Raw genomic sequence first — 21094 nt, 5'->3', positions numbered from 1 at the left:
CAATGTTGTTGACGAACGGATGTACAGACGATGACTCTCACCCCCGACCGGACACCAGGAAAGTGCCATAGGCGCTCACCTGGCACCGCCGCGGGAGAGTCTGCCGAAGGCCCGCAGGAACCTGGCACAGCTGTGGGGGAGTCCGCCGCCGACGAAGATGAATCGTTGTCGATGCCGGAGCCGACATCGTTTCGGGAGCAGCTTGAGGCCGCCGGAATGGACCTGACAGGCAATCCTTTGGCGGAGAAGCTCGATTCGATCGCGGCTGTTCCAGTCACACCCATGGAAAGTTGCGATGACGATTCTGACCGGCACAGCACCGAAGGTGCATATGCCGATGAACAGGTTGCTCCGGTCGATTCTGGAGCGCAGAGTGATGGCGGTGGGATCGACCGGTCCCCAACTGCGGACGAAGGTCAATCGACTTCTGTCGTGATGCATCCACTTCTATCGGATGCCGAATGGCGCGACCTCGACCGACTTGCCCCCGAGTTGACCCGCAGCATCGGTAACCTCAGTATCCTCAAAGACGAACTGTTGAGATTCGAACGTCCTCTTGGGCCTGATCACGCGATGACTGTCATCAACGGGATCGAAACCGCCACTCGCATTCTCGAAGCGATGTCTGCTGTCGCTCTGTCGGTCTATGAACGGTGCGGGACTCCCACCGACTATGGAGCGAAGACGACGAAGGCGCTGGTCCAGAACCGGTTGAATCTGACCGGGTATGAAGCCAACCGACGTGCGGAGCTCGCCAAAAATCTCGGCGGCCGCGTGTACATGACTGGTCAGGCCAGAGAACCCGTCAACCCCATCGTTTCCAAGGCCCTGCATTCGGGAGTGCTCTCGGCGGGTCAGGCGACCGCGATCAACGACTGTCTTTCCAAGCTGCCGATCTGGGTTTCATCCAGTGTGCGCGACAAAGTCGAAGCGGACCTTGTGGAAAGGGCCCCACGAGTCCGGGTCTCAGATTTGAAAACGATCTTCGCTACTATTTTGGACCGTATTGATCCCGACGGAGAAGAACCGAAGCTTTCGCGGGATCGTTCGCGCTGTTACGTGACTGTGCGAGCCCGAGATGACGGCGACTGGGATCTCAGAGGCCTCTTGGACTCAGTCTCAGGAGGAATCCTCAACGGACTGCTGGCCTCGCGTATTCTGCCAGGTGACAACTCGGAAAACCCACAGAGCGCACCGGGCTCGACGGAACCTCTGCAGGCTCACGATGGCGCGCGCACGACTGATGGCACGCGCACGACTGTGAAAGACGAGGGTCCTGCCGAGCCTGAATTCGACATCTTTCGAGCCGTTTTGGCCGGGGACGTCTCGGACGCGCCGTTGCCACATGCTCTGCCAGAGGATCGGCCGGACTGGATTGCCGATTCAGGAGGTTCCGATTCGGCTGTTTCTGGGTTCTCGAGCTTCGGAGTCAGCGAAGACGGAGCGCTGGTCGACACAAGCGGGAGTCAAGGAACAGTGCGCAATCGCATCTACGGGCGATTTGCAACAATGATCTCACGCGTCGAGATGGACCGGATAGGGCGAGGTTCGCCATTCGCCTTGGTCGTCACCGCAAAAGCTGAAGACATTGCGACCGGAAAAGGACGATCGACCACAGGTTGCGAAGCCGAATTTCCTCTATCAACGGCGGTCAGCGAAGGATTGAACGGTTCAGTCTTCTTCCACCTGATGTCGGATAAAGCCAAGACGATGGAAATCGCCACCGAAGGTCGATATGCCACGAACAGGCAAGTGGCAGTACTCGCAGCCAGAGATCAAGGCTGCACCTTCCCCGGATGCGATGCACCGCCAGGATGGTGCGACGCGCACCACATTGTGCCTTGGGCTGACGGGGGCAAGACCGACATCAACAACCTCACGTTGGCATGCGGACTGCATCACCACCTGATCGACAAATCGGATTGGTATGCCCGAATGCTCCACGATGGCCGACCAGCATGGATCCCGCCACTGGGCATTGACGTCGAACGGCGTCCGATCCTACACGCCAGGTTCGTCGCGCAGGAGATCATTGACGGACTGTTCGACGGAGCCGAGCTCCCACCGCAGTGATCGCAGAGCTCCCACCGCTGTGGTGGCAGAGCTCCCACCGCTGTGACGCGCTGGTGATGTTTTCCGGACAGACCATTGCGGGGCGGAGCCTTGGTATCGTCGGTATGTCGAGTCAGGTACTCGGGGACTAGCTGATAGCCTGGATTCGTACATGTGTTCCCACTCGAAAGGCAGGCCGTGATCAGTTTCCTCAGCGGTACGGTCCATCGCATCGCAGCTGACCACCTCGTGATTCTCACCTATGGTGTCGGGCGCCGAGTCAACGTCACGCCGGATACCCTTTCAAACACACGTCATGGTGCAGATATCGAACTCGTGACCACCCTGGTTGTGCGTGAAGATTCCATGACTCTCTTCGGCTTCGATACAGAAGATGAGAATCACACCTTCGACGTGCTGTTGTCGATCTCCGGAATCGGTCCCCGCCTGGCCATGGCAATTCTGTCGGTGATGGGGCCGGGCGAACTGGCAGCCGCGATCTCGAATCAGGATGCCAACGCGCTGACCCGCGTGCCAGGGATCGGCAAAAAGGGCGCCTCCCGAATCATCCTCGAACTCGAGAACAAACTGCCGAAGCTCTCCGTGTCCCAGCCAGGGCCGCAGCTGTCGTTCGGCGGTGCGAATCAGCAGGTCGTCGACGCTTTGGTCGGTCTTGGCTGGAAAGAAGCACAGGCCGCTGACGTCGTGCAGGAAGTGGTCAATGATCTCGGCCAGAATGCGGGCACCTCGGAGCTGTTGAAGGCTTCGCTCAAGGTTCTGGGTGCTAGGAAGTGACCAGCTCCTATGACGGTGGAAACAGCTCTTACGGCGGTGGAAACAACTCCTACGGCGGTGGTGACACCTCCTACGAAATGGAATTCGGTGATCAGGAACTGACCGGCGCCGAAGAGGAGCGTTTGGTCTCAGGCCGCGCGGAGACCGCCGAGCGCGATGCGGAAGCAGCACTTCGTCCCAAAGGACTGCAGGACTTCATCGGCCAACCTCAGGTCCGCGAACAGCTGTCCCTCGTGCTCGATGCTGCGAAAGCACGGAACAGAGCCCCCGACCACGTGCTGCTCTCGGGGCCTCCCGGCCTGGGGAAGACGACGCTGGCAATGATCATCGCGCATGAGATGCAGACGAGTCTGCGGGTCACTTCCGGGCCGGCAGTTCAGCATGCAGGAGATCTCGCAGCGATCCTCTCTTCACTGGAGGAAGGCGAAGTCCTCTTCATCGACGAAATCCACCGGATGGCTCGCGCCGCAGAAGAGATGCTCTATGTCGCGATGGAAGACTTCCGTGTCGATGTCATCGTCGGCAAGGGCCCCGGCGCCACAGCGATTCCGCTCGACCTGCCCCAGTTCACCATGGTCGGGGCCACGACTCGTTCCGGTCTGCTGCCCGCACCTCTGCGTGACCGGTTCGGATTCACCGGACTCTTAGACTTCTACTCAAGCGATGATCTCCTGACCGTGCTGAAGCGGTCAGCCCACATGCTCGGAATCGAAGCAGACCTTGCAGGTCTGACGGAGATCTCAACCCGGTCTCGCGGCACTCCTCGAGTTGCCAACCGCCTCCTGCGAAGGGTCAGAGACTGGGCGCAGGTGCGCGGAACCGGCATCATCGATGAGGCCGCAGCGCTCACGGCGCTCAAGGTCTACGAGGTCGACGAACTTGGACTGGATCGTCTTGACCGTTCCGTGCTGCAAGTTCTGTGCAAACGTTTCGCTGGGGGGCCGGTTGGCCTTGGAACCATCGCTGTTTCCGTCGGAGAAGAGGCCGACACCGTTGAAACCGTATCGGAACCCTACCTTGTGCGAGAGGGGCTCATCAGCCGCACTCCACGCGGTCGAGTTGCGACGTCAGCAGCTTGGAAACATCTCGGGATGCAGATCCCAGCAAACTATGAGTTCTGATCCCGGCAATTGAGTTCGCCTTGAGTACTGAGTACGAACTAAGGTAGTGGACTGGTTCATTCTTATGAAAGGTAGATACCTGTGGATTTATTGATCCCTCTCGCGCTTGCAGCGTTGCTTATTTTTTTCCTGTTCAATTCTCGGCGTAAACAGAAAGCGCGTGCAGAGCAGATCAAGACGGGACTCGTCCCCGGGGCTACCGTGATGACGACGTTCGGTGTCTTCGGCACGGTTCTGTCCATCGACGATGAAAACAACCAGGTCACCCTCGAGTCGGGCCCCGGCACCGTCCTCCGCGTTCACCGTCAGGCAATCGGCCAGATCAACAACCCTGAAACCGAAGGTGCTGCCGCCGGCGGCGCTGTTGCAGGATCTGCCGACGTTGCCGACGACGCTGAGAGCAGGGATACCCCGGCGATCACCGACGCAGAACTCGACGCCATGAATGAGCGTAAGCGCGCCGAGAACACCGATAATGATGCGGATCTTCCAGCAGACGATCTCGTTGACTCCGACACCGGACTGAACACCGATGCTGATCAGCCCAAGGCCGACGACGCAGACTCCGTCACCGGCGACGATGCTCCCGGGTCTGAGCGTGCCGAGGACGTCGTGGATGGTTCCGGTGACACTGATGCTGACGCATCCGGCACCGATTCTTCCGATCCTGAGAACAACAAGAAGAACTGACTTCGCTCACTGCACTCAATCGAAAGCTGAAACGTGTCCGATACTGAAGAAAAGCCACGTCCTGGTTTGCGCTTCGTGTGGCTGTCGATCATCGCTGCACTGCTCCTCGGCATCATTGCCGGCGGTGTCGTATGGTCAGATGCCACGACCACCCCGAAGCTCGCACTCGACCTCGAGGGCGGAACCTCGATCATCCTGGAGCCCCAGGTTTCAGAGGACACGGACATCAGCAAAGAGCAGCTTGATCAAGCTGTGTCGATCATTCGACAGCGTGTGGACTCGACAGGTGTCTCCGAAGCCGAGATCACGACCCAAGGCGATCGCAACATCATTGTGAACCTGCCGGGCAACCCGGACGAGGAGACGCGTAACCTGGTCCGTTCTTCTGCGCAGCTCGTCTTCCGTCGAGTCGCACTCGTCGGTGACCCTCGTTCCCAGGAGGATATCCAGAAGGAACAGGAGAAGAGCGGCGGGGGAGAGCAGCAGGACCCCTCCGAAGGACTCACAGACGAGGAGAAGAAGCGACTCGAAGATCTCACCGGTGGCGGTGCCGGTGCACAGGCGGATGCTGGTGCACAGGGCGACGGCAGCGGTCAGGGCGGAGCTGGAGCACCGGGCCAGGACAGCGGGAATGCACCTGCCGGTGGCGGCGAAGTTGCCAAGGCCGGTGGCGGCGATGTCGCCAAGGCCGGTGGCAGCATTCCAGGACCGGCAGGCAAGGACGCTGAGAAATCCGGGGAGAAGAGCGGCGAACAGGCGGCCGAAGCGAGCGGGTCCGGCAAGGGCGACGACACGAAGGTCACTGATTCGACGCCGAGACCGCTCTTCGACCCCGAGAAGGACGTCGACAAGTGGCAGACCGAGTCCATCATCAAGAAGTACTCGGAGCTCGACTGCACTGATCCGAAGAATCGGACCGGTGGACAGCAGCAGCCAGCCGATGAACCGGTCGTCGCCTGCGGTAAGGACGGAGAGGCCAAGTACATTCTCGGCCCCGTCGAACTCTCGGGCGAGCATCTCGAAGACGCCAACTTCGGCTATGCGGCCGGCGCCAACGGAGTGCAGACCAACCAGCCTGCAGTGAACCTCAAGTTCGACGGCGTCGGGCGTGAGATCTTCAAGCAGATCACCTCGGACATCACCGGGAAGCAGCAGCCGTACAACCAGTTCGCCATCGCTCTTGACGGAAACGTGCTTTCGGCACCGACATCGAACGCAGCGATCACTGACGGCAATGCTGAGATCTCGGGCAACTTCACTCTTGACGAGGCCCAGACCCTGGCCGACCAGCTCAAGAACGGCTCTCTGCCGTTGAGCTTCCAGGTCCAGAGCGAGGATCAGATTTCGCCGACATTGGGTACCAACTACCTCAATATCGGCCTGCTCACCGGTCTCGTCGGACTCATCCTCGTCGTCATCTATTCGCTCCTGCAATACCGAGTGCTCGGTCTGGTCACGGTCTCGAGCCTCGTCGTCGCCGGCGTGTTGACATATCTCCTGCTGCTTCTGGCTTCGTGGAGATACGGCTATCGACTGTCTCTGGCAGGTGTCGCCGGTATCATCATCGGCATCGGCATGGCGGCGGACTCGTTCATCGTCTACTTCGAACGAGTCAGAGACGAATTGCGCAGCGGCAGACAGCTGCTGTCTGCGGTCGAAGTCGGTTGGGATCGTGCCAAACGCACCATCTGGGCGTCCAAAGCAGTGAACATGCTCGCCGCGGTCATCCTCTACATCCTGGCCGTCGGTTCCGTGCGCGGGTTCGCCTTCACCCTGGGCCTGACTGTGATCATCGACGTGCTCATCGTCTTCCTGTTCACGCACCCCATGTTGGAAGTGCTCGCACGCACCAAGTTCTTCGGTCAGGGCCATCCGATGTCCGGTATGGATCCGAGGCTGTTGGGTGTCAAGCCTGCTGCCTATCGTGGCGCGCTCAACCTCAGCATCGACGACGAGAAGTCGCCGGAGGCACGCAGACGGGAGAAGGCTCGAACCCGAAAGGCAGGAATGTCCTCCGACGTCGAGGCGGATTCGGTCGAGGATTCGACTGTCGAGTCGACAAGTTCGTCGTCTGGATCTTCGTCTGCATCGTCGAAGGTCGATGCCGGATCCGAGTCATCCAGCCAGTCTCGTGGCACGACGACGACCAAACGGTCGAAGAAGTCTCGGTCCACCGATTCCGACGAGGCCTCTGATTCCACAGAGCCAGTCGATGTCGCGACCGAGACGAAGTCGAAGAAGAAGACCGCGTCGTCGACGAAATCGGCACGAACCGGTAGCACGATCGCAGAGCGGAAGGCGGCTGAGAAGAAGGCCGCCGAAGATTCTGCCGACAATGGCAAGGAGGCAGACAAGTGAAACGGTTCTTTGCCTGGGGCAACCGGCTCCACAACGGTGAGTCATCGATTCCCTTCGTCGGGAAGGCCAAACTCTGGCTGTTGATCTCCGGCGCTCTGGTTCTTCTGTCACTGCTCGTCCCATTGATCGCAGGATTCAACTTCGGTATTGCCTTCAAGGGCGGATCGCAGTTCCAGGTCGACCACGTCTCGGACACTGCGCCGGCTAAGGGCGAAGACATCGTCGCCGGGGTCGTGGGCAATTCCGAACCACGTCTGAGTCCTACGGGCGATACAGCTGTGAAGATCGAGACGAACCAGCTCAGCGATGACGAGATGCAGGAGGTCCGTGACGCTCTTGTGAGCGGATACGACGTCAAGGCAGAAGACGTCACATCCACGTTCGTCGGCCCCGAGTGGGGCCAGGACGTGACCGAGAAGATGATTCGCGCTCTCGTCATCTTCGTCGGCATCGCCATGATCGTGATGGCGCTGTACTTCCGTACTTGGAAGATGTCTCTGGCAGCGATCGTCGGACTGCTGGTCGTCATGATCATCACGACGGGCATCTATTCCGCGACAGGATTCGAAATTACTCCTGAGGCGGTGATCGGCTTCCTGACGGTCCTGAGCTTCTCGCTCTACGACACTGTGGTGGTCTTCGATAAGATCAGAGAGAATACGACTCGGTTCAAGGACAAACGCAATCTGAAATTCTCTGAGTTGGTCAACCTCGGCGTCAATCAGACAACGGTTCGTTCGATCAATACCTCCGTCGTGTCGGTGCTCCCGATCGCATCGATTCTCTTCATCGGTGTATTCCTGCTCGGCGCGGGAACTCTGGTCGACATCTCACTGTCGCTGTTCATCGGTACGATTGTGGCAGCAGCTTCGACGTTGTTCGTCGCCAGCCCCCTCTATGCCCTCCTGCGGGCAAATGAACCCGCAGTCAAGGAGCAGGAAGAGGCTGTGCGTGAACTACGCTTGAAGAATGGAGCAGAAGATGTTCCGCCGGTGATTCACGCCGAGGTCTGAGCAGAAAGGGGATGTCATGGCTTCTTCCGCCGATTCGCGCCGTCCGCGAGGCATCTCCCGCTTAGCATGGTGGGCGGCCAGGGCGCAGAACAACCCTGGCTACCCACGTGTCCTCGGTCCGATGATCAGGGCTCTGCAGTCTAATCACCCGAAAGCCGACATCGATCTGGTGGTCCGGGCGTATAAGGTCGCAGAACAGGCTCACCGCGGTCAGACCCGCAGGTCGGGTGATGACTACATCACGCACCCCGTGGCCGTGGCCACGATCTTGGCTGAGATCGGCATGCTGCCGGTTACCCTCGCCGCCGCGCTGCTTCACGACACCGTCGAAGACACCTCCTACTCCTTGAAGGAACTCACCGAGGAGTTCGGTCCCGAAGTCTCCGCGATGGTCGACGGGGTGACGAAGCTCGACAAACTCACCTACGGCCAGGCCGCGCAGTCGGAGACCGTGCGGAAGATGATCGTGGCCATGGCCAAGGACATCCGTGTCCTCGTCATCAAACTTGCAGACCGTCTTCACAACGCCCGCACCTGGCGTTTCGTACCCGCCTCATCGAGTACGAAGAAGGCTCGTGAGACCCTCGAGATCTATGCCCCATTGGCTCACCGCCTCGGCATGAACACGATCAAGTGGGAACTCGAGGACCTGTCCTTCCAGGTTCTCCACCCGAAGGTCTACGACGAAGTGGTGAGACTCGTCGCCGATAGGGCACCCCAACGTGAGAAGTATCTGGCCACGGTCTCCAGCGAACTCCAATCGGAGCTCGGGCAGTCAAACATCGAAGCCGCGATCACAGGGCGACCGAAGCACTATTACTCGATCTATCAGAAGATGGTCGTCGGCGGTCACGAATTCGCCGACATCTATGACCTCGTCGGGGTTCGCGTCCTCGTCGAGACCGTTCGCGAGTGCTACGCCACGCTGGGGATCGTCCATGCGCGGTGGAATCCTGTCCCCGGCCGATTCAAAGACTACATCGCGATGCCGAAGTACAACATGTACCAGAGCCTGCATACGACGGTGATCGGACCGAACGGGAAACCCGTGGAGATCCAGATCCGAACCCACGAAATGGACCGACGCGCAGAATTCGGCGTCGCCGCCCACTGGAAGTACAAGGATCGCCGCAACGCGTCGAAGGCCGCTACGTCGAATACCGCACGGTCGGTCAAAGTCTCAGATGACGGCGAAGTTGATGACGCAGCATGGCTGCGTCAGCTGCTGGAATGGCAGCGCGAGGTCAGCGACCCCGATGAGTTCCTCGACAACCTCCGTTATGAAGTGAATTCGAAAGAAGTCTACGTCTTCACCCCCAAGGGTGACGTGATGAGCCTGCCGGCAGGGGCGACTCCCGTCGACTTCTCGTATGCGGTTCACACCGAGGTCGGGCACAAGACCATGGGCGCCCGGGTCAATGGTCGTCTCGTCGCGCTCGACACCGAGCTGAAGAACGGCGACTCGGTCGAAGTCTTCACCTCGAAAGATGAGAACGCAGGCCCCAGCCGTGACTGGTTGGGCTTCGTCAAGAGCCCTCGCGCACGCAGCAAGATCCGCCAATGGTTCTCCAAAGAACGCCGCGAAGAGGCGATCGAGAACGGTCGCGAGCAGCTGGCTCGGGCAATGCGTCGTCACACGCTCTCCGCCTCGGCGCTGATGAGTCAGGAAGCGCTGCAGGTTGTGGCCACTGAGCTGCGCCTGCCCGATGTCACCGCGCTCTACGCTGCGATCGGCAACGGCGTGAGCTCGGCCGCCCACGTCGTTGATCTGCTGGCAAAAGAAGTTGGAGACGACAACGAAGAGACGGTTCTGCCACCGTCACCGCGCAATCGCACTGGTCAGTCCTCGGGCCATCATTCCTCGTCCGGGGGAGTCACAGTCAAAGGCGTCGACGACGTCCTGGTGAAACTCGCCCGCTGCTGCACGCCGGTGCCAGGTGATGAGATCCTCGGTTTCGTCACGCGTGGTTCGGGAGTCTCCGTTCACCGTGTGGACTGCCCCAACATCGCGTCCCTCGAGCGGGAGCCTGAGCGGATGGTCGATGTCTCCTGGGGCGAGACGACCAGCGGAATCTACCTCGTTCAGATCCAGGTCGAGGCCTTGGACCGCTCAGGTCTGCTCTCGGACATCACGAAGGTCCTCACCGAGACTCACGTCAACATCCTGTCCGCCTCGGTTGCTACGTCACGGGCTCGAGTTGCCCAGTCGAAGTTCGTCTTCGAGATGAGCGACGCCAGCCATCTCGATACCGTACTCTCGGCAGTTCGCAAGGTCGAAGGGGTCTTCGACGTCTACCGCATCGCCGGGGGCTGAGGGCGACCGGATTCAGACTGCCGCACTAGGTCAGCGTCTATCGCGGTCTGATGCGGCACAGGTCCGCTCGAAGACGGTTCGCATGTGGGCGACATATGGCCTGCGGGACATCTCCGCCAGATACATGCGGAACCGTTGTCTGGCTCTTGCGGGAAGTTCGTCGATGAGGTTCTTCACGACCTGGGCCGAACGTTCATCGGGGGTGCGCAGGTGGGGGACCAGCAGGTCGTAGAGCGTTCTGTCCTCCGTAGTGATGGGCAGATCGCTGATCAGTTCCCATTCGTTCCGCGCAATGGTGAGTTCATGGACGACGACGTCGCAGCTGTCGACGTAGCGCCGCCTCGGATAGGTGATGAACGTCAGCGGACTCGGAGCTCTGCCAAGGCCGGTGTGAACCCACCACGCGATGTCATGGGAGAGCACAAGACGAGGTGGGATCTGCGCCCGCAGCGCCGCCATGCGGTCCTCTGAGCTGAGCACAGCGCCCTTGCGGACCCATGTGGACTCGGTCAGCCGCGTCAGCAGTCCGTCCAGCGTCAGTTCGGTGAGGTGCTCATAGCTGTAGTCGCGCAGATGAAACATCGCCTCCATACAGCAACTATTGCGCTGTATGGAGGCGTGTTCAATACCGAAGATCCGATCTGTGGATAAACCGCGACTCATGGTCGCCAGGCTGTGGAAGCCCCGTCAGCCCAGTTCGGCAGCTGTCTGAGCCAGCTGGTCTCGCCAGGCCCGACGTGCGTCGAGTGCCGACTGTGCTTCAGCGACGGCCTTCTCGTCGCCACCGGCCTTCGCCTTCTCGTACTTCTGTTCCAGTTCGGTGATCGAGTCGTCGAGCTGGCTCAGCGCACCGGACGTGCGTGCCTTGGTCTCCGGGTTGCTGCGCTTCCATTCGGCGTTCTCGGCATCGGAGAGGGCGCGTTCGACATCACGCAGCCCGTTCTCCATGCGGGACACGTCGGCCCGAGGCACCTTGCCGGCAGCCTCCCACTCGTCCTGAATGACGCGCAGTTCCTTCTTCGCCACGGCAATATCACCGATCGGCAGCAGACCCTGCGCCCTGGCCAAGATCTCCTCTTTGGCCTCAAGGTTGCCCTTGTACTCCTCGTCGACGGCAGCATTCTCTGCATCTCGAGCTGCGAAGAAGACGTCCTGGGCGGCACGAAAGCGCGCCCAGAGAGCATCATCGTCCTTGCGCGAGGCACGCGGAGCTTTCTTCCACTGGTTCATGAGGTCTTTGTACTTCTGCGACACATTGCGGAAGTCGGTCGAGTCGGTCAGCGATTCCGCCTCGGCAACGAGCTTCTCCTTGATCCGCTTGCCTTCGGAATTCTGCTTGTCGAGCTCTGCAAAGAATTCCTTGCGCTTGTGCTCGAACGTGTTCCGAGCCTGCGAGAAGCGGCCCCACAGCTCCTGGTCCACGGCACGCGGCAGTCTGGGACCGCTGCGCTGCATGTCCTTCCACTGACCGAAGAGCTCACGCAGACGTGCCCCGGACTGCTTCCACTGGATCTTCGCGGGATCGCGCTTGGCCAGCGATTCAGCCTCGGCGACGATCTCTTCGCGTTCCTGTGCGGCCTCGAGCTTGGCTGCTTCCGCACGGGCAGCCTGCTTCGACTCGGTGGCCTGCGCATCCGAGATCAGGGTATCCAAGGTGGCAGAGAGGCCCTTGAGATCGCCGACGACATTGGCCTCCGGCAGGGTCTCCTGCAGGGTCTTCGCAGCAGAGGACACGTCGCGACCGGGAGCACCGGCGGACAGACGATTGCGGAGAAGTGCTGCGTTCTCCACCAGGTCGACGTACTTCTTTGCGAAGTACTCCAAGGCTTCCTCAGGGCCGGCATCGGGATACTGCCCGACCGCACGCTCGCCGTCGGCAGTGACGACGAAGACATTGCCTTCCTGGTCAGCGCGACCGTGCTCGATTGCGCGCCGGACTTCCGCATCATGATCAACGGTAGTCCCGGTCACGGTCTGAGCCGCCTGTGGACGGGGCAGAGAGGACGGGCGCGGGACCGGCTTCGGGGTCGGGGTCGACATGATTCTCACCTTGTTTCCATCGGTCGAACCTGCGGGACTCTGTGCCTGCAGATCACTCGATTTCCTGATTGACGTTATCCCAGCATAACCAAGCCCCATGCTCTGGATAGACTTTGAGCATGGATGTATTTGTGACCCGCGCCGAATTTCTCGAAGTCAACTGCTACGCCGTGCGTGCCGAAGGCCACGACGATGCCATCTTCGTCGACTCAGGTTTCGACTGTGCACCCGGTCTCGACGAGATCGTGGACGAAGAGAATCTGGTGCCTCGGGCCATCTTCCTCACCCACGGTCACCCCGACCACATCCTCGGACTGACCAACGTCCTGTCCCGCTGGAATGTGCCTGTCTACCTGGGCGATACCGACCGTTATCGCTTGGACAAGCCCGCCGAGACTCTCAGCCCTCAGTTCGCCCAGATGCTCGAACCGCTCGTCAAGGATTGGTCAGCGCCCAAGGTCAACGCGCTGATCGACGCGCAGACGGTGGAGGTCGCAGGGTTGACGATCACTGCTGTGGCCGCACCCGGACACACGGAAGGTTCGACCCTGCTGCGGGTGCAGGCCGACGGTGAGGAGATCATCTTCACCGGCGATGTGGTCTTCGCCGGAGCGATCGGACGCGTCGACCTGCCAGGGGGAGACGCTTCGGCGATGGCAGAATCACTGCGAGCCTTCGCGATGCTGCCCGACGTTCCCATCTATCCTGGACACGGTCCAGGCTCCCGAGTCGGCCACGAGCTGGCGACGAACCCGTTCTTCTAGAGACGAATCGGTTCCGAGCGAGACGAACCGACCAACACCCACCAGGTACTACAACACCCATCAGAGACGAAGAGCACCAAGGAGAACAATGGCGAAGTCAGCCCGACTGTCCGGTTTCCCGGAACGACTTCCAGCAGAGCGCGTAATCGAGAGGTCGATCATCGACGTCCTCGAACACACCTTCGCGCTGCATGGATACTCGGCACTCAACCACCGTGCAGTCGAGCCGATCAGCCAGCTCGCCAAGGACGGAGAGATCGACAAAGAGATCTTCGCTGTCAGCCGCCTGCACTCCGAGGGCACCGAGCGCAATCCGCTGGGGCTGCACTTCGACCTCACTGTGCCCCTGGCGCGGTTCATCGCCGACAACGCGAACGAACTCTCCTTCCCGTTCAAAGCCGCTCGAATCCAGCCGGTGTGGCGCGGTGAACGCCCCCAACAGGGCCGGTACCGCGAGTTCATCCAGGCCGATATCGACGTCGTCGCCGAGGCGGAGCTGCCCGGACACTTCGAAGTTGAGATTCCACTCGCCGTCGCCGACGCCTTCAGCCGGCTGGCCCCACTGGGCGTGCCCGGGGTCAAGATCGTGGTCAACGATCGCAGGCTCCTCGAAGGGTTCGCGCGTGGCATCGGACTCACCAACATCCAGGCCGTCCTGCGCTGCCTCGACAAGTACGACAAGATCGGTCCCGCCGAGGTGGGCAAACTGTTGGCTGCGGAAGCCGAGGCCGACGAGGAGCAGCAGCGACTGTGCCTCGCACTGGCCGCGATCGAATCGGATTCGCCGGACTTCGCGGACGACGTGCGTGCGCTCGGCGTCGAACACCCCCTGCTCGACGAGGGTCTCGACTCTCTGACGACGATGCTTCGCGCCGCCCACGAGCGAGCACCCGGCGTCGTTGTGGCGCAGCTGAAGATCGCACGTGGACTCGACTATTACACAGGAGCCGTCTACGAGACGCAGCTGATCGGACACGAAGAACTCGGATCGGTGGCCTCAGGCGGTCGCTACGATTCGCTCGTGACTGTGGGTAAGAAGAGCTACCCCGGTGTTGGGATGTCGATCGGCGTCTCGCGGCTCATGGCCTTCATCCTCGATGCCGACAGCGGCATCAAGGCCACGCGTGGAACACCGTCGGCTGTGGTCGTCGCTGTGACGGATGAGGACAAGCGCGGTGAAGCCGATGCGGTTGCCACCGCTCTGCGTGCCCGTGACATCGCCTGTGAGGTCTCACCGAGTGCTGCGAAGTTCGGAAAGCAGATTCGCTACGCCGAACGTCGGGGTATCCCCTTCGTGTGGTTCACCGAAGGTGAGAGTGGTCACGAAATCAAGGACATCCGCTCCGGGGAGCAGGCTCCGGCGAACCCGCAGACATGGGAGCCTGTCGCTGCCGACCGTAAGCCACTGGTGTACCGGGACTGAGATCGTTCCGACCGAATCCTGACTGAGCCCAGGTGTGAAGCCTCTATCCTGCCTGGGCCCAGGTGTGAAGCCGCTGCCCAGTGTCAGGAGCCGCTCGCGGGCGGGTCGGGTGCCAACGATCCGTCGGGGGCGATGTGATCGAAGATCTCGCGCACCATTGAGACCACGTGCGGATCGTCGACGGTGTAGAAGATCCGGCGCCCGTCCCGGCGAGACGAGATCAGGCCCGCCAATCTCATCTTCGCCAGATGCTGACTAACGGTGGGTACAGCCGCACCGATCGCCTCGGCGAGGGAAGAGACATCGAGCTCCTGATTGACCAACGTCCAGACCAGACGGAGGCGAGTCCCGGAGGCGAGCATGCGAAAGGTCTCCGCGGCCACCTCGACCTGCGCGGAGGTGGGGTCGGTTCCCACATCCGAGCCCGGATCCTCCGTGCCCGTGCCACTTGTGCTCATGTGATCCTCTTCCTCGTCGCCCGCGGCAGATGACCTGCAGTGGGCCATGCCGGTATTCCACTGGCGAGCGACTATCATTGTTCACGCGCTGCCACATAAACATCGTAAAGGAGCCCTAGGTGCTGCGAAGCCACAAAACCGGAAGCCTGCGAGCCTCACACGCAGGACAGACCGTCACCCTGACCGGGTGGGTCGACCGTCGTCGCGATCACGGAGGTGTCGCCTTCATCGATCTGCGTGACGCTTCGGGCATCGTCCAGGTCGTCGTCCGTGAGGACGATGCGCACTCGCTGCGCAACGAATCCGTCGTCAAGGTCACCGGCACCGTGTCCCTGCGTCCCGAGGGCAACACCAACGCCAACCTGCCCACTGGTGACATCGAGGTCATCGACACGAACGTCGAGATCCTCAGCCTCGCCGAGGCGCTGCCCTTCCAGGTCTCCGACCACGCCGAAGACGCCGGCACCGTCGGCGAGGAGACCCGCCTGCGCTACCGGTACCTCGACCTGCGTCGGTCCGGTCCGGCTTCCACCATGCGTCTGCGATCGGCCGCGAACAAGGCAGCCCGCACTGTCCTCGACGAGCAGGAATTCCTCGAGATCGAGACCCCGACCCTGACCCGGTCCACCCCTGAAGGCGCCCGCGACTTCCTCGTCCCCGCACGCCTGCAGCCCGGTTCCTGGTACGCCCTGCCGCAGTCACCGCAGCTGTTCAAGCAACTTCTGCAGGTGGCCGGCATGGAACGCTACTACCAGCTGGCACGCTGCTACCGTGACGAGGATTTCCGCGCGGACCGTCAGCCCGAGTTCACCCAGCTCGACATCGAAGCCTCCTTCGTCGAGCAGGACGACATCATCGAGCTTGCCGAGAAGATCCTCGTGGCTCTGTGGAAGCTCATCGGACACGAGATCACCACGCCGATCCCGCACATCACCTACGCCGAGGCGATGGAGAAGTACGGCAGCGACAAGCCCGACCTTCGCTTCGAGCTCGAACTGCACAACCTCACCGAATTCTTCCAGGACACCCCGTTCCGGGTCTTCCAGTCCGACTACGTCGGCTCGGTCGTCTACCCCGGCGGCGGCTCACTGCCTCGTCGTCAGCTCGACGCCTGGCAGGACTGGGCCAAGCAGCGCGGCGCCAAAGGCCTGGCCTACGTGCTCGTGGCCGAAGACGGCACCCTGACCGGTCCCGTGGCCAAGAACATCTCCGATGAGGAGAAGGCAGGCCTCGTCGACGCCGCAGGAGCCACCCCCGGTGACGCGATCTTCTTCGCCGCCGGTGACCCTGCGAGCTCACGTGCTCTCCTGGGCGCCGCCCGCAACGAGATCGCCGAACGCACAGGACTCATCAAAGAAGGCGACTGGGCCTTCGTGTGGGTCGTCGATGCACCGCTCTTCGAATCCGCAGCAGCGGCTCAGGCCGCAGGCGACGTCGCTGTCGGTGAAGGATCATGGACCGCTGTCCACCACGCCTTCACCGCTCCGAAGCCGGAATTCCTCGACACCCTGGAATCCGACCCGGGTGCTGCCCTGGCCTACGCCTACGACATCGTCTGCAACGGAAACGAGATCGGCGGAGGTTCGATCCGCATCCACCGCAAGGACGTCCAGGAACGGGTGTTCAAGATCATGGGCATCTCCGAGGAAGACGCACAGGAGAAGTTCGGCTTCCTCCTCGAAGCCTTCAAGTTCGGCGCACCCCCGCACGGAGGCATCGCCTTCGGCTGGGACCGCATCGTGTCCCTGCTCGCCGGGGTCGACTCGATCCGCGAAGTCATCGCCTTCCCGAAGACGGGTGCCGGATACGATCCGCTCACCCAGGCTCCCGCACCGATCACCGACGCACAGCGTGCCGAGGCCGGCGTGGACTTCGAACCGGAAGACGACGACGCCGAGGCCTGATGACCAACGGTCCTGACCTCTTCTCCTCCGACAGCCCGGACCAGGGATCGCCTGGTCCGGGCGTCGGCGGTTCATCTGCCGGTTCGGGGCGAGCTCTCGATCCGCTGGCGGTGCGGATGCGTCCGCGCACCATTGCCGAGGTGGTCGGCCAAGATCATCTGACGTTCCCCGGTTCACCCCTCGTCCAACTCGTCGAGGCCAGCGGGGGAGACCGGGCAGGAGCCTCCTCGGTGATCCTGTGGGGTCCTCCCGGGGTCGGCAAGACCACCCTGGCCCACGTCATCTCCCACGCGCCGGGCCGCACCTTCGTCGAGATGTCCGCGATAACCGCCGGCGTCAAGGACGTGCGACAGGTGATCGAGAACGCCAGGCGCGAGCGCGACATGTATCAGCGCACGACCGTGCTGTTCCTCGACGAGATCCACCGATTCTCGAAAGCGCAGCAGGATGCTCTGCTGCCAGCGGTGGAGAACCGCCTCGTCGTGCTCGTGGCCGCGACGACCGAGAACCCATCGTTCTCCGTCATCTCCCCACTCCTGTCCCGCTCGCTTCTGCTCACGCTGCGTCCGCTCGACGATGCCGCCATTGCCGATCTCCTCGACCGTGCAGTCACCAGCGAACGAGGTTTGGCCGGCCAGTTCGAACTCGAGCCTGCGGCGAAGGACTTCATCGTCCGCATCGCCGGTGCTGACGCCCGGCGCTCCCTGACGATCCTCGAAGCCGCCGCCGGAATCGCTGCCGCACAGGCAGAGTTCGCAGGGGCAGACGACGGAGACGCGGCCGACGACTCGCCTGATGACGCGGCCGACGACGCGACTGATGACGCGGCCGATTCGGAAACTGATCGCCGCGCGATCCTCATCACCGAGGCCGCCTGTGCCGAGGCCAGCTCCGAAACTGTGCTGCGCTACGACAAGAACGGTGACCAGCACTACGATGTCATCTCCGCATTCATCAAGTCGATTCGCGGCTCAGACGTCGATGCCGCGTTGCACTACCTGGCCAGGATGATCGTTGCCGGCGAGGACCCCCGCTTCATCGCGCGGCGCGTCGTGATATCGGCTGCCGAGGACATCGGTATGGCCGATCCGCAGGCCCTGCCGATCGCGGTGGCGGCGTCAACAGCCGTGCAGAACATCGGCATGCCGGAAGGACGCATTCCGCTGGCCGAGGCGGTCACCTACCTGGCCATGGCGCCGAAGTCGAACGCGAGCTACCGCGCCCTCGACGCAGCCATCGCCGACGTCAAGAACGGGTTCTCCGGGCAGGTGCCAACACATCTGCGGGACGCGCACTATCCCGGCGCCAAGGAGCTCGGCCACGGCGAGGGCTACAAATACTCGCACGATCATCCTCACGGAGTCGCTGCCCAGGAATATCTGCCCGAGACACTGCGCGGGAAGCGCTACTACGAGCCGACAGGCAACGGGATGGAGCGCTCCTTGGGTGAGCGTCTCGAGATGCTGCAGAGACTCCTGCGGCCCTGATAAAGGCACCGGCCTGCCGATATTCGCCGCCGAATTCCTCCCTCTGACCCCTGGGACGCGGTAGTTTTGTGCACAGGATGAAGGAGAGCCGCGGCCACGATCGGTTCGCTGGCGTCTGAGGGGCCGAGGAGGGTTGACGTGCAGGACATCATCGTCACCATCGCGGCCGCTCTCGCTCTGGGATTGGTGGCGCGCGTACTGCGCATTCCTCCACTGGTGGGCTTCCTTGGTGCCGGATTCCTGCTTCACTTCCTCGGCTTCTCCGCATTCGACGGTCTCGAACGGATCTCCGACCTCGGCGTGGTTCTGCTCCTCTTCACCATCGGACTGAAGTTCGATCTGCGATCCCTCCTCCAACCCGAGGCCTACGGTACGGCTGCGCTCCATATGATCTCCAGTGTTCTCGTGGGAGCCGGCACGATCGGGTTCGCTGCGGTCATCGGCGTCGTATCGCTCGACGGTGGACTGGGCACGATCGGTCTGCTCGGATTCGCACTGTCGTTCTCCTCAACAGTTCTCGTGGTCAAGGTCCTCGAAGACCGCTCCGACGACGGTTCGTACTACGGTCAGATCGCCATCGCCATCCTCGTCCTCCAGGACATCGCCGCCGTCGCCTTCATCACCGTTGCAGGTGAGGAGCCGCCGAGTCTATGGGCCTTCGCACTCGTTCTCCTGATCCCCGCAGCATGGGTGCTGCGCCGCATTCTCGACCGTGTGGGACGAGGCGAGCTGCTGGTGCTCTTCGGCGTGGTCATGGCACTGGGCCCGGGATACGTGGCCTTCGAGTCCGTGGGCATCCATGGTGACCTGGGGGCTTTGGTGATGGGTCTGCTCTTCGCCGGCCATCCCAGATCCACCGAGTTGTCGAAGTCCCTATTCAGCGTCAAGGAGCTCTTCCTCGTCGCCTTCTTCGTCGTCATCGGACTGCAGGCGATCCCGACCTGGGCCGACCTGCTCATGGCGTTGATCCTGTGCGTGATTCTCATCCCCTTCAACTTCCTCAGCTTCTATCTGTTGGGTCGACTCTTCGGCCTGCGCAACCGGACCAGCATCCGCACCAGTCTCGCCTTGAGCAACTTCTCCGAATTCGCGCTCATCGTGGTGGCGGTCGGGGCAGCCAATGGAGTGTTCGAGGACAGCTGGCTGACAGTGACTGCTTTGGCCGTCGCGATCTCAATGATCATCTCCTCATTGGCCAACGCCTACAGTCTGCAGATCGTGGGCAGGCTCGATGAGATCCTGCCCGATGAGAATGAGGCCAGACTGCGACCACCGGATCGCCCGATCGACACAGGTACCGCCGAGGTGGTGGTGCTGGGCATGGGCCGCATCGGACGCGGTGCATATGAGCGATTGGTCGACCGAGGGGGTCTGTCCGTCATCGGTGTCGACAACGATCATCTGGTGGTGGAGGATCTCCAGGACGAGAAGTTCAACGTCCTGGAGGGCGACGCCACAGACCACGAGTTCTGGCACCGCATTGTCGTCGGTGGAACCGCCCGGACCGTGATTCTGGCTATGGCGATCCACGACTCGAACACCTTCGCACTCGAACAGCTGAGAATAGCCGGTTTCGACGGTGCCATCGCCGCAGTGGTCCAGCGTCAGGACCAGGCCGACGCCCTCACCGCGGCAGGAGTCCACACCGTCGTCAACATCTATGGTGGTTCGGGAGCCGAAGTTGCTGATGCGGCAATGCGGCTGCCCACCGAGCGAAGGCCCGACGGCGGAGCCGGCCGTACCGGCGCCTGAGCACCAGAACCTGCCGGGCAGATATCCTCTTTGCCCTGTGATCAACCCCGCGGCAGCGCGGCGGCGCATCGCTCGAGTCCCCGTTCTGTCGCTTTGCGCCGGGGGAGTGGAATCCGCTAAGATTGGTTGCTGTTGTGCCTGCACCCTAAAGGCGGTCGGTGCGAGCGGATCTCGACGCTCAATCCCTCTTTCCCATCCAGGGAAACAACCGTGTCGACTTGGGCGAGAACCCATGGCCGGTCGAGACACACCATATTGATGAAAGGTAATACAGTGCCAGCACCAGCACGTAACCGCCGGATGACGCGCGTCTCGCGCGCCCTCGGCATGCCGCTGACTCCGAAAGCGGAGAAGTACTTCGAGCGTCGCCCGTATCCTCCAGGCGAGCACGGCCGTGCACGTCGTCGCAATGACAGCGACTACTCGGTCCGTCTCAAGGAGAAGCAGCGTCTTCGCGCCCAGTACGGCATCCGCGAAGCTCAGATGCTCAAGATCTACAAGGAATCCAGCCGCCTCTCCGGTCTGACCGGTGAGACCATGGTCGAGCTCCTCGAAATGCGTCTCGACGCGCTGGTGTTGCGTTCGGGCTTCGCTCGGACCATCGCCCAGGCGCGTCAGTTCGTCGTGCACCGTCACATCACCGTTGACGGCCAGCGCGTCGATCGTCCTTCATTCCGCGTGAAGGAAGGACAGACCATCCAGGTTCACGAGCGCAGTGCATCGATGGATCCGTTCCAGGTCGCAGCAGCCGGTGGACACAAGGATGTTCTCCCTGCAGTTCCCGGCTACCTCAATGTCAACCTCGAAGGTCTGCAGACCACCCTGCTTCGTCGCCCCAAGCGCGAAGAGGTTCCTGTGACCGTTGATGTTCAGCTGGTCGTCGAGCACTACTCGCGCTGATCACCCCAGAGGGATCGCACGGC

At 61.7% G+C, this 21094-nt stretch carries 16 protein-coding genes; 13 read left to right on the top strand and 3 right to left on the bottom strand.

Going from position 1 to position 21094, the window contains the following annotated elements:
- The first annotated feature begins 30 nt into the window (after positions 1-30).
- From FO013_RS06885 to FO013_RS06855, 7 genes are all read left to right on the top strand, one after another.
- Positions 31-2073, top strand: coding sequence for an HNH endonuclease signature motif containing protein (locus FO013_RS06885; protein ID WP_143921813.1), 2043 nt, complete (start codon positions 31-33; stop codon positions 2071-2073).
- Positions 2074-2226: 153 nt separating this feature from the next.
- Positions 2227-2847, top strand: a complete 621-nt coding sequence (gene ruvA, locus FO013_RS06880; protein ID WP_143921812.1) for a Holliday junction branch migration protein RuvA — start codon at positions 2227-2229, stop codon at positions 2845-2847.
- A 77-nt stretch (positions 2848-2924) separates the two neighbouring features.
- A complete protein-coding gene (gene ruvB / locus FO013_RS06875) occupies positions 2925-3968 on the top strand; it encodes a Holliday junction branch migration DNA helicase RuvB (RefSeq protein WP_143921914.1) in 1044 nt (347 codons plus the stop codon).
- A gap of 81 nt (positions 3969-4049) precedes the next feature.
- Entirely contained in the window at positions 4050-4658 is a 609-nt protein-coding gene (locus FO013_RS06870) for a preprotein translocase subunit YajC (RefSeq protein ID WP_260848031.1), read from the top strand.
- A gap of 33 nt (positions 4659-4691) precedes the next feature.
- Positions 4692-7016, top strand: coding sequence for a protein translocase subunit SecD (gene secD / locus FO013_RS06865; RefSeq protein ID WP_260848030.1), 2325 nt, complete (start codon positions 4692-4694; stop codon positions 7014-7016).
- Entirely contained in the window at positions 7013-8029 is a 1017-nt protein-coding gene (secF, locus tag FO013_RS06860; RefSeq protein ID WP_143921811.1) for a protein translocase subunit SecF, read from the top strand. Before secD ends, secF begins: the two co-directional genes overlap by 4 nt.
- A gap of 16 nt (positions 8030-8045) precedes the next feature.
- Complete coding sequence (locus tag FO013_RS06855) at positions 8046-10343, top strand: RelA/SpoT family protein (protein WP_143921810.1); 2298 nt, start codon at positions 8046-8048, stop codon at positions 10341-10343.
- 30 nt (positions 10344-10373) lie between these two features.
- On the opposite strand, the gene FO013_RS06850 is transcribed toward FO013_RS06855, so the two are convergent.
- Positions 10374-10934, bottom strand: a complete 561-nt coding sequence (locus FO013_RS06850) for a hypothetical protein (RefSeq protein WP_260848028.1) — start codon at positions 10932-10934, stop codon at positions 10374-10376.
- A gap of 96 nt (positions 10935-11030) precedes the next feature.
- Entirely contained in the window at positions 11031-12383 is a 1353-nt protein-coding gene (locus FO013_RS06845) for a DUF349 domain-containing protein (RefSeq protein WP_143921809.1), read from the bottom strand.
- A 119-nt stretch (positions 12384-12502) separates the two neighbouring features.
- On the opposite strand from FO013_RS06845, the gene FO013_RS06840 reads away from it, so the two are divergent.
- Positions 12503-13147: an MBL fold metallo-hydrolase gene (locus tag FO013_RS06840; protein ID WP_186293008.1), complete on the top strand. Its 645-nt coding sequence runs from the start codon at positions 12503-12505 to the stop codon at positions 13145-13147.
- Between the two features lie 88 nt (positions 13148-13235).
- Positions 13236-14570, top strand: coding sequence for a histidine--tRNA ligase (gene hisS, locus FO013_RS06835; protein WP_143921808.1), 1335 nt, complete (start codon positions 13236-13238; stop codon positions 14568-14570).
- 83 nt (positions 14571-14653) lie between these two features.
- On the opposite strand, the gene FO013_RS06830 is transcribed toward hisS, so the two are convergent.
- On the bottom strand, positions 14654-15028 hold the full coding sequence (locus tag FO013_RS06830) for an ArsR/SmtB family transcription factor (protein WP_143921807.1): 375 nt from the start codon (positions 15026-15028) through the stop codon (positions 14654-14656).
- 119 nt (positions 15029-15147) lie between these two features.
- Here FO013_RS06830 and aspS point away from each other — a divergent pair, with 119 nt between their 5' ends.
- From aspS to rpsD, 4 genes are all read left to right on the top strand, one after another.
- Positions 15148-16932 carry an aspartate--tRNA ligase gene (gene aspS / locus FO013_RS06825; protein ID WP_143921806.1) on the top strand — a complete coding sequence of 595 codons (1785 nt, stop codon included), beginning with the start codon at positions 15148-15150 and terminating at the stop codon, positions 16930-16932.
- Entirely contained in the window at positions 16932-18419 is a 1488-nt protein-coding gene (locus FO013_RS06820; protein ID WP_143921805.1) for a replication-associated recombination protein A, read from the top strand. Before aspS ends, FO013_RS06820 begins: the two co-directional genes overlap by 1 nt.
- Positions 18420-18557: 138 nt before the next feature.
- Positions 18558-20171, top strand: coding sequence for a cation:proton antiporter family protein (locus FO013_RS06815; protein ID WP_260848027.1), 1614 nt, complete (start codon positions 18558-18560; stop codon positions 20169-20171).
- 300 nt (positions 20172-20471) lie between these two features.
- A complete protein-coding gene (gene rpsD, locus FO013_RS06810) occupies positions 20472-21071 on the top strand; it encodes a 30S ribosomal protein S4 (protein WP_186293019.1) in 600 nt (199 codons plus the stop codon).
- The last annotated feature ends 23 nt before the right edge of the window (positions 21072-21094 follow it).

Origin of the sequence: Brevibacterium aurantiacum, assembly GCF_007558825.1 — a bacterium.
GTDB lineage: Bacteria > Actinomycetota > Actinomycetes > Actinomycetales > Brevibacteriaceae > Brevibacterium > Brevibacterium aurantiacum_A.
Note: the sequence above shows the minus strand (reverse complement) of the source record. Positions and strands in the feature narration are given on the sequence as shown.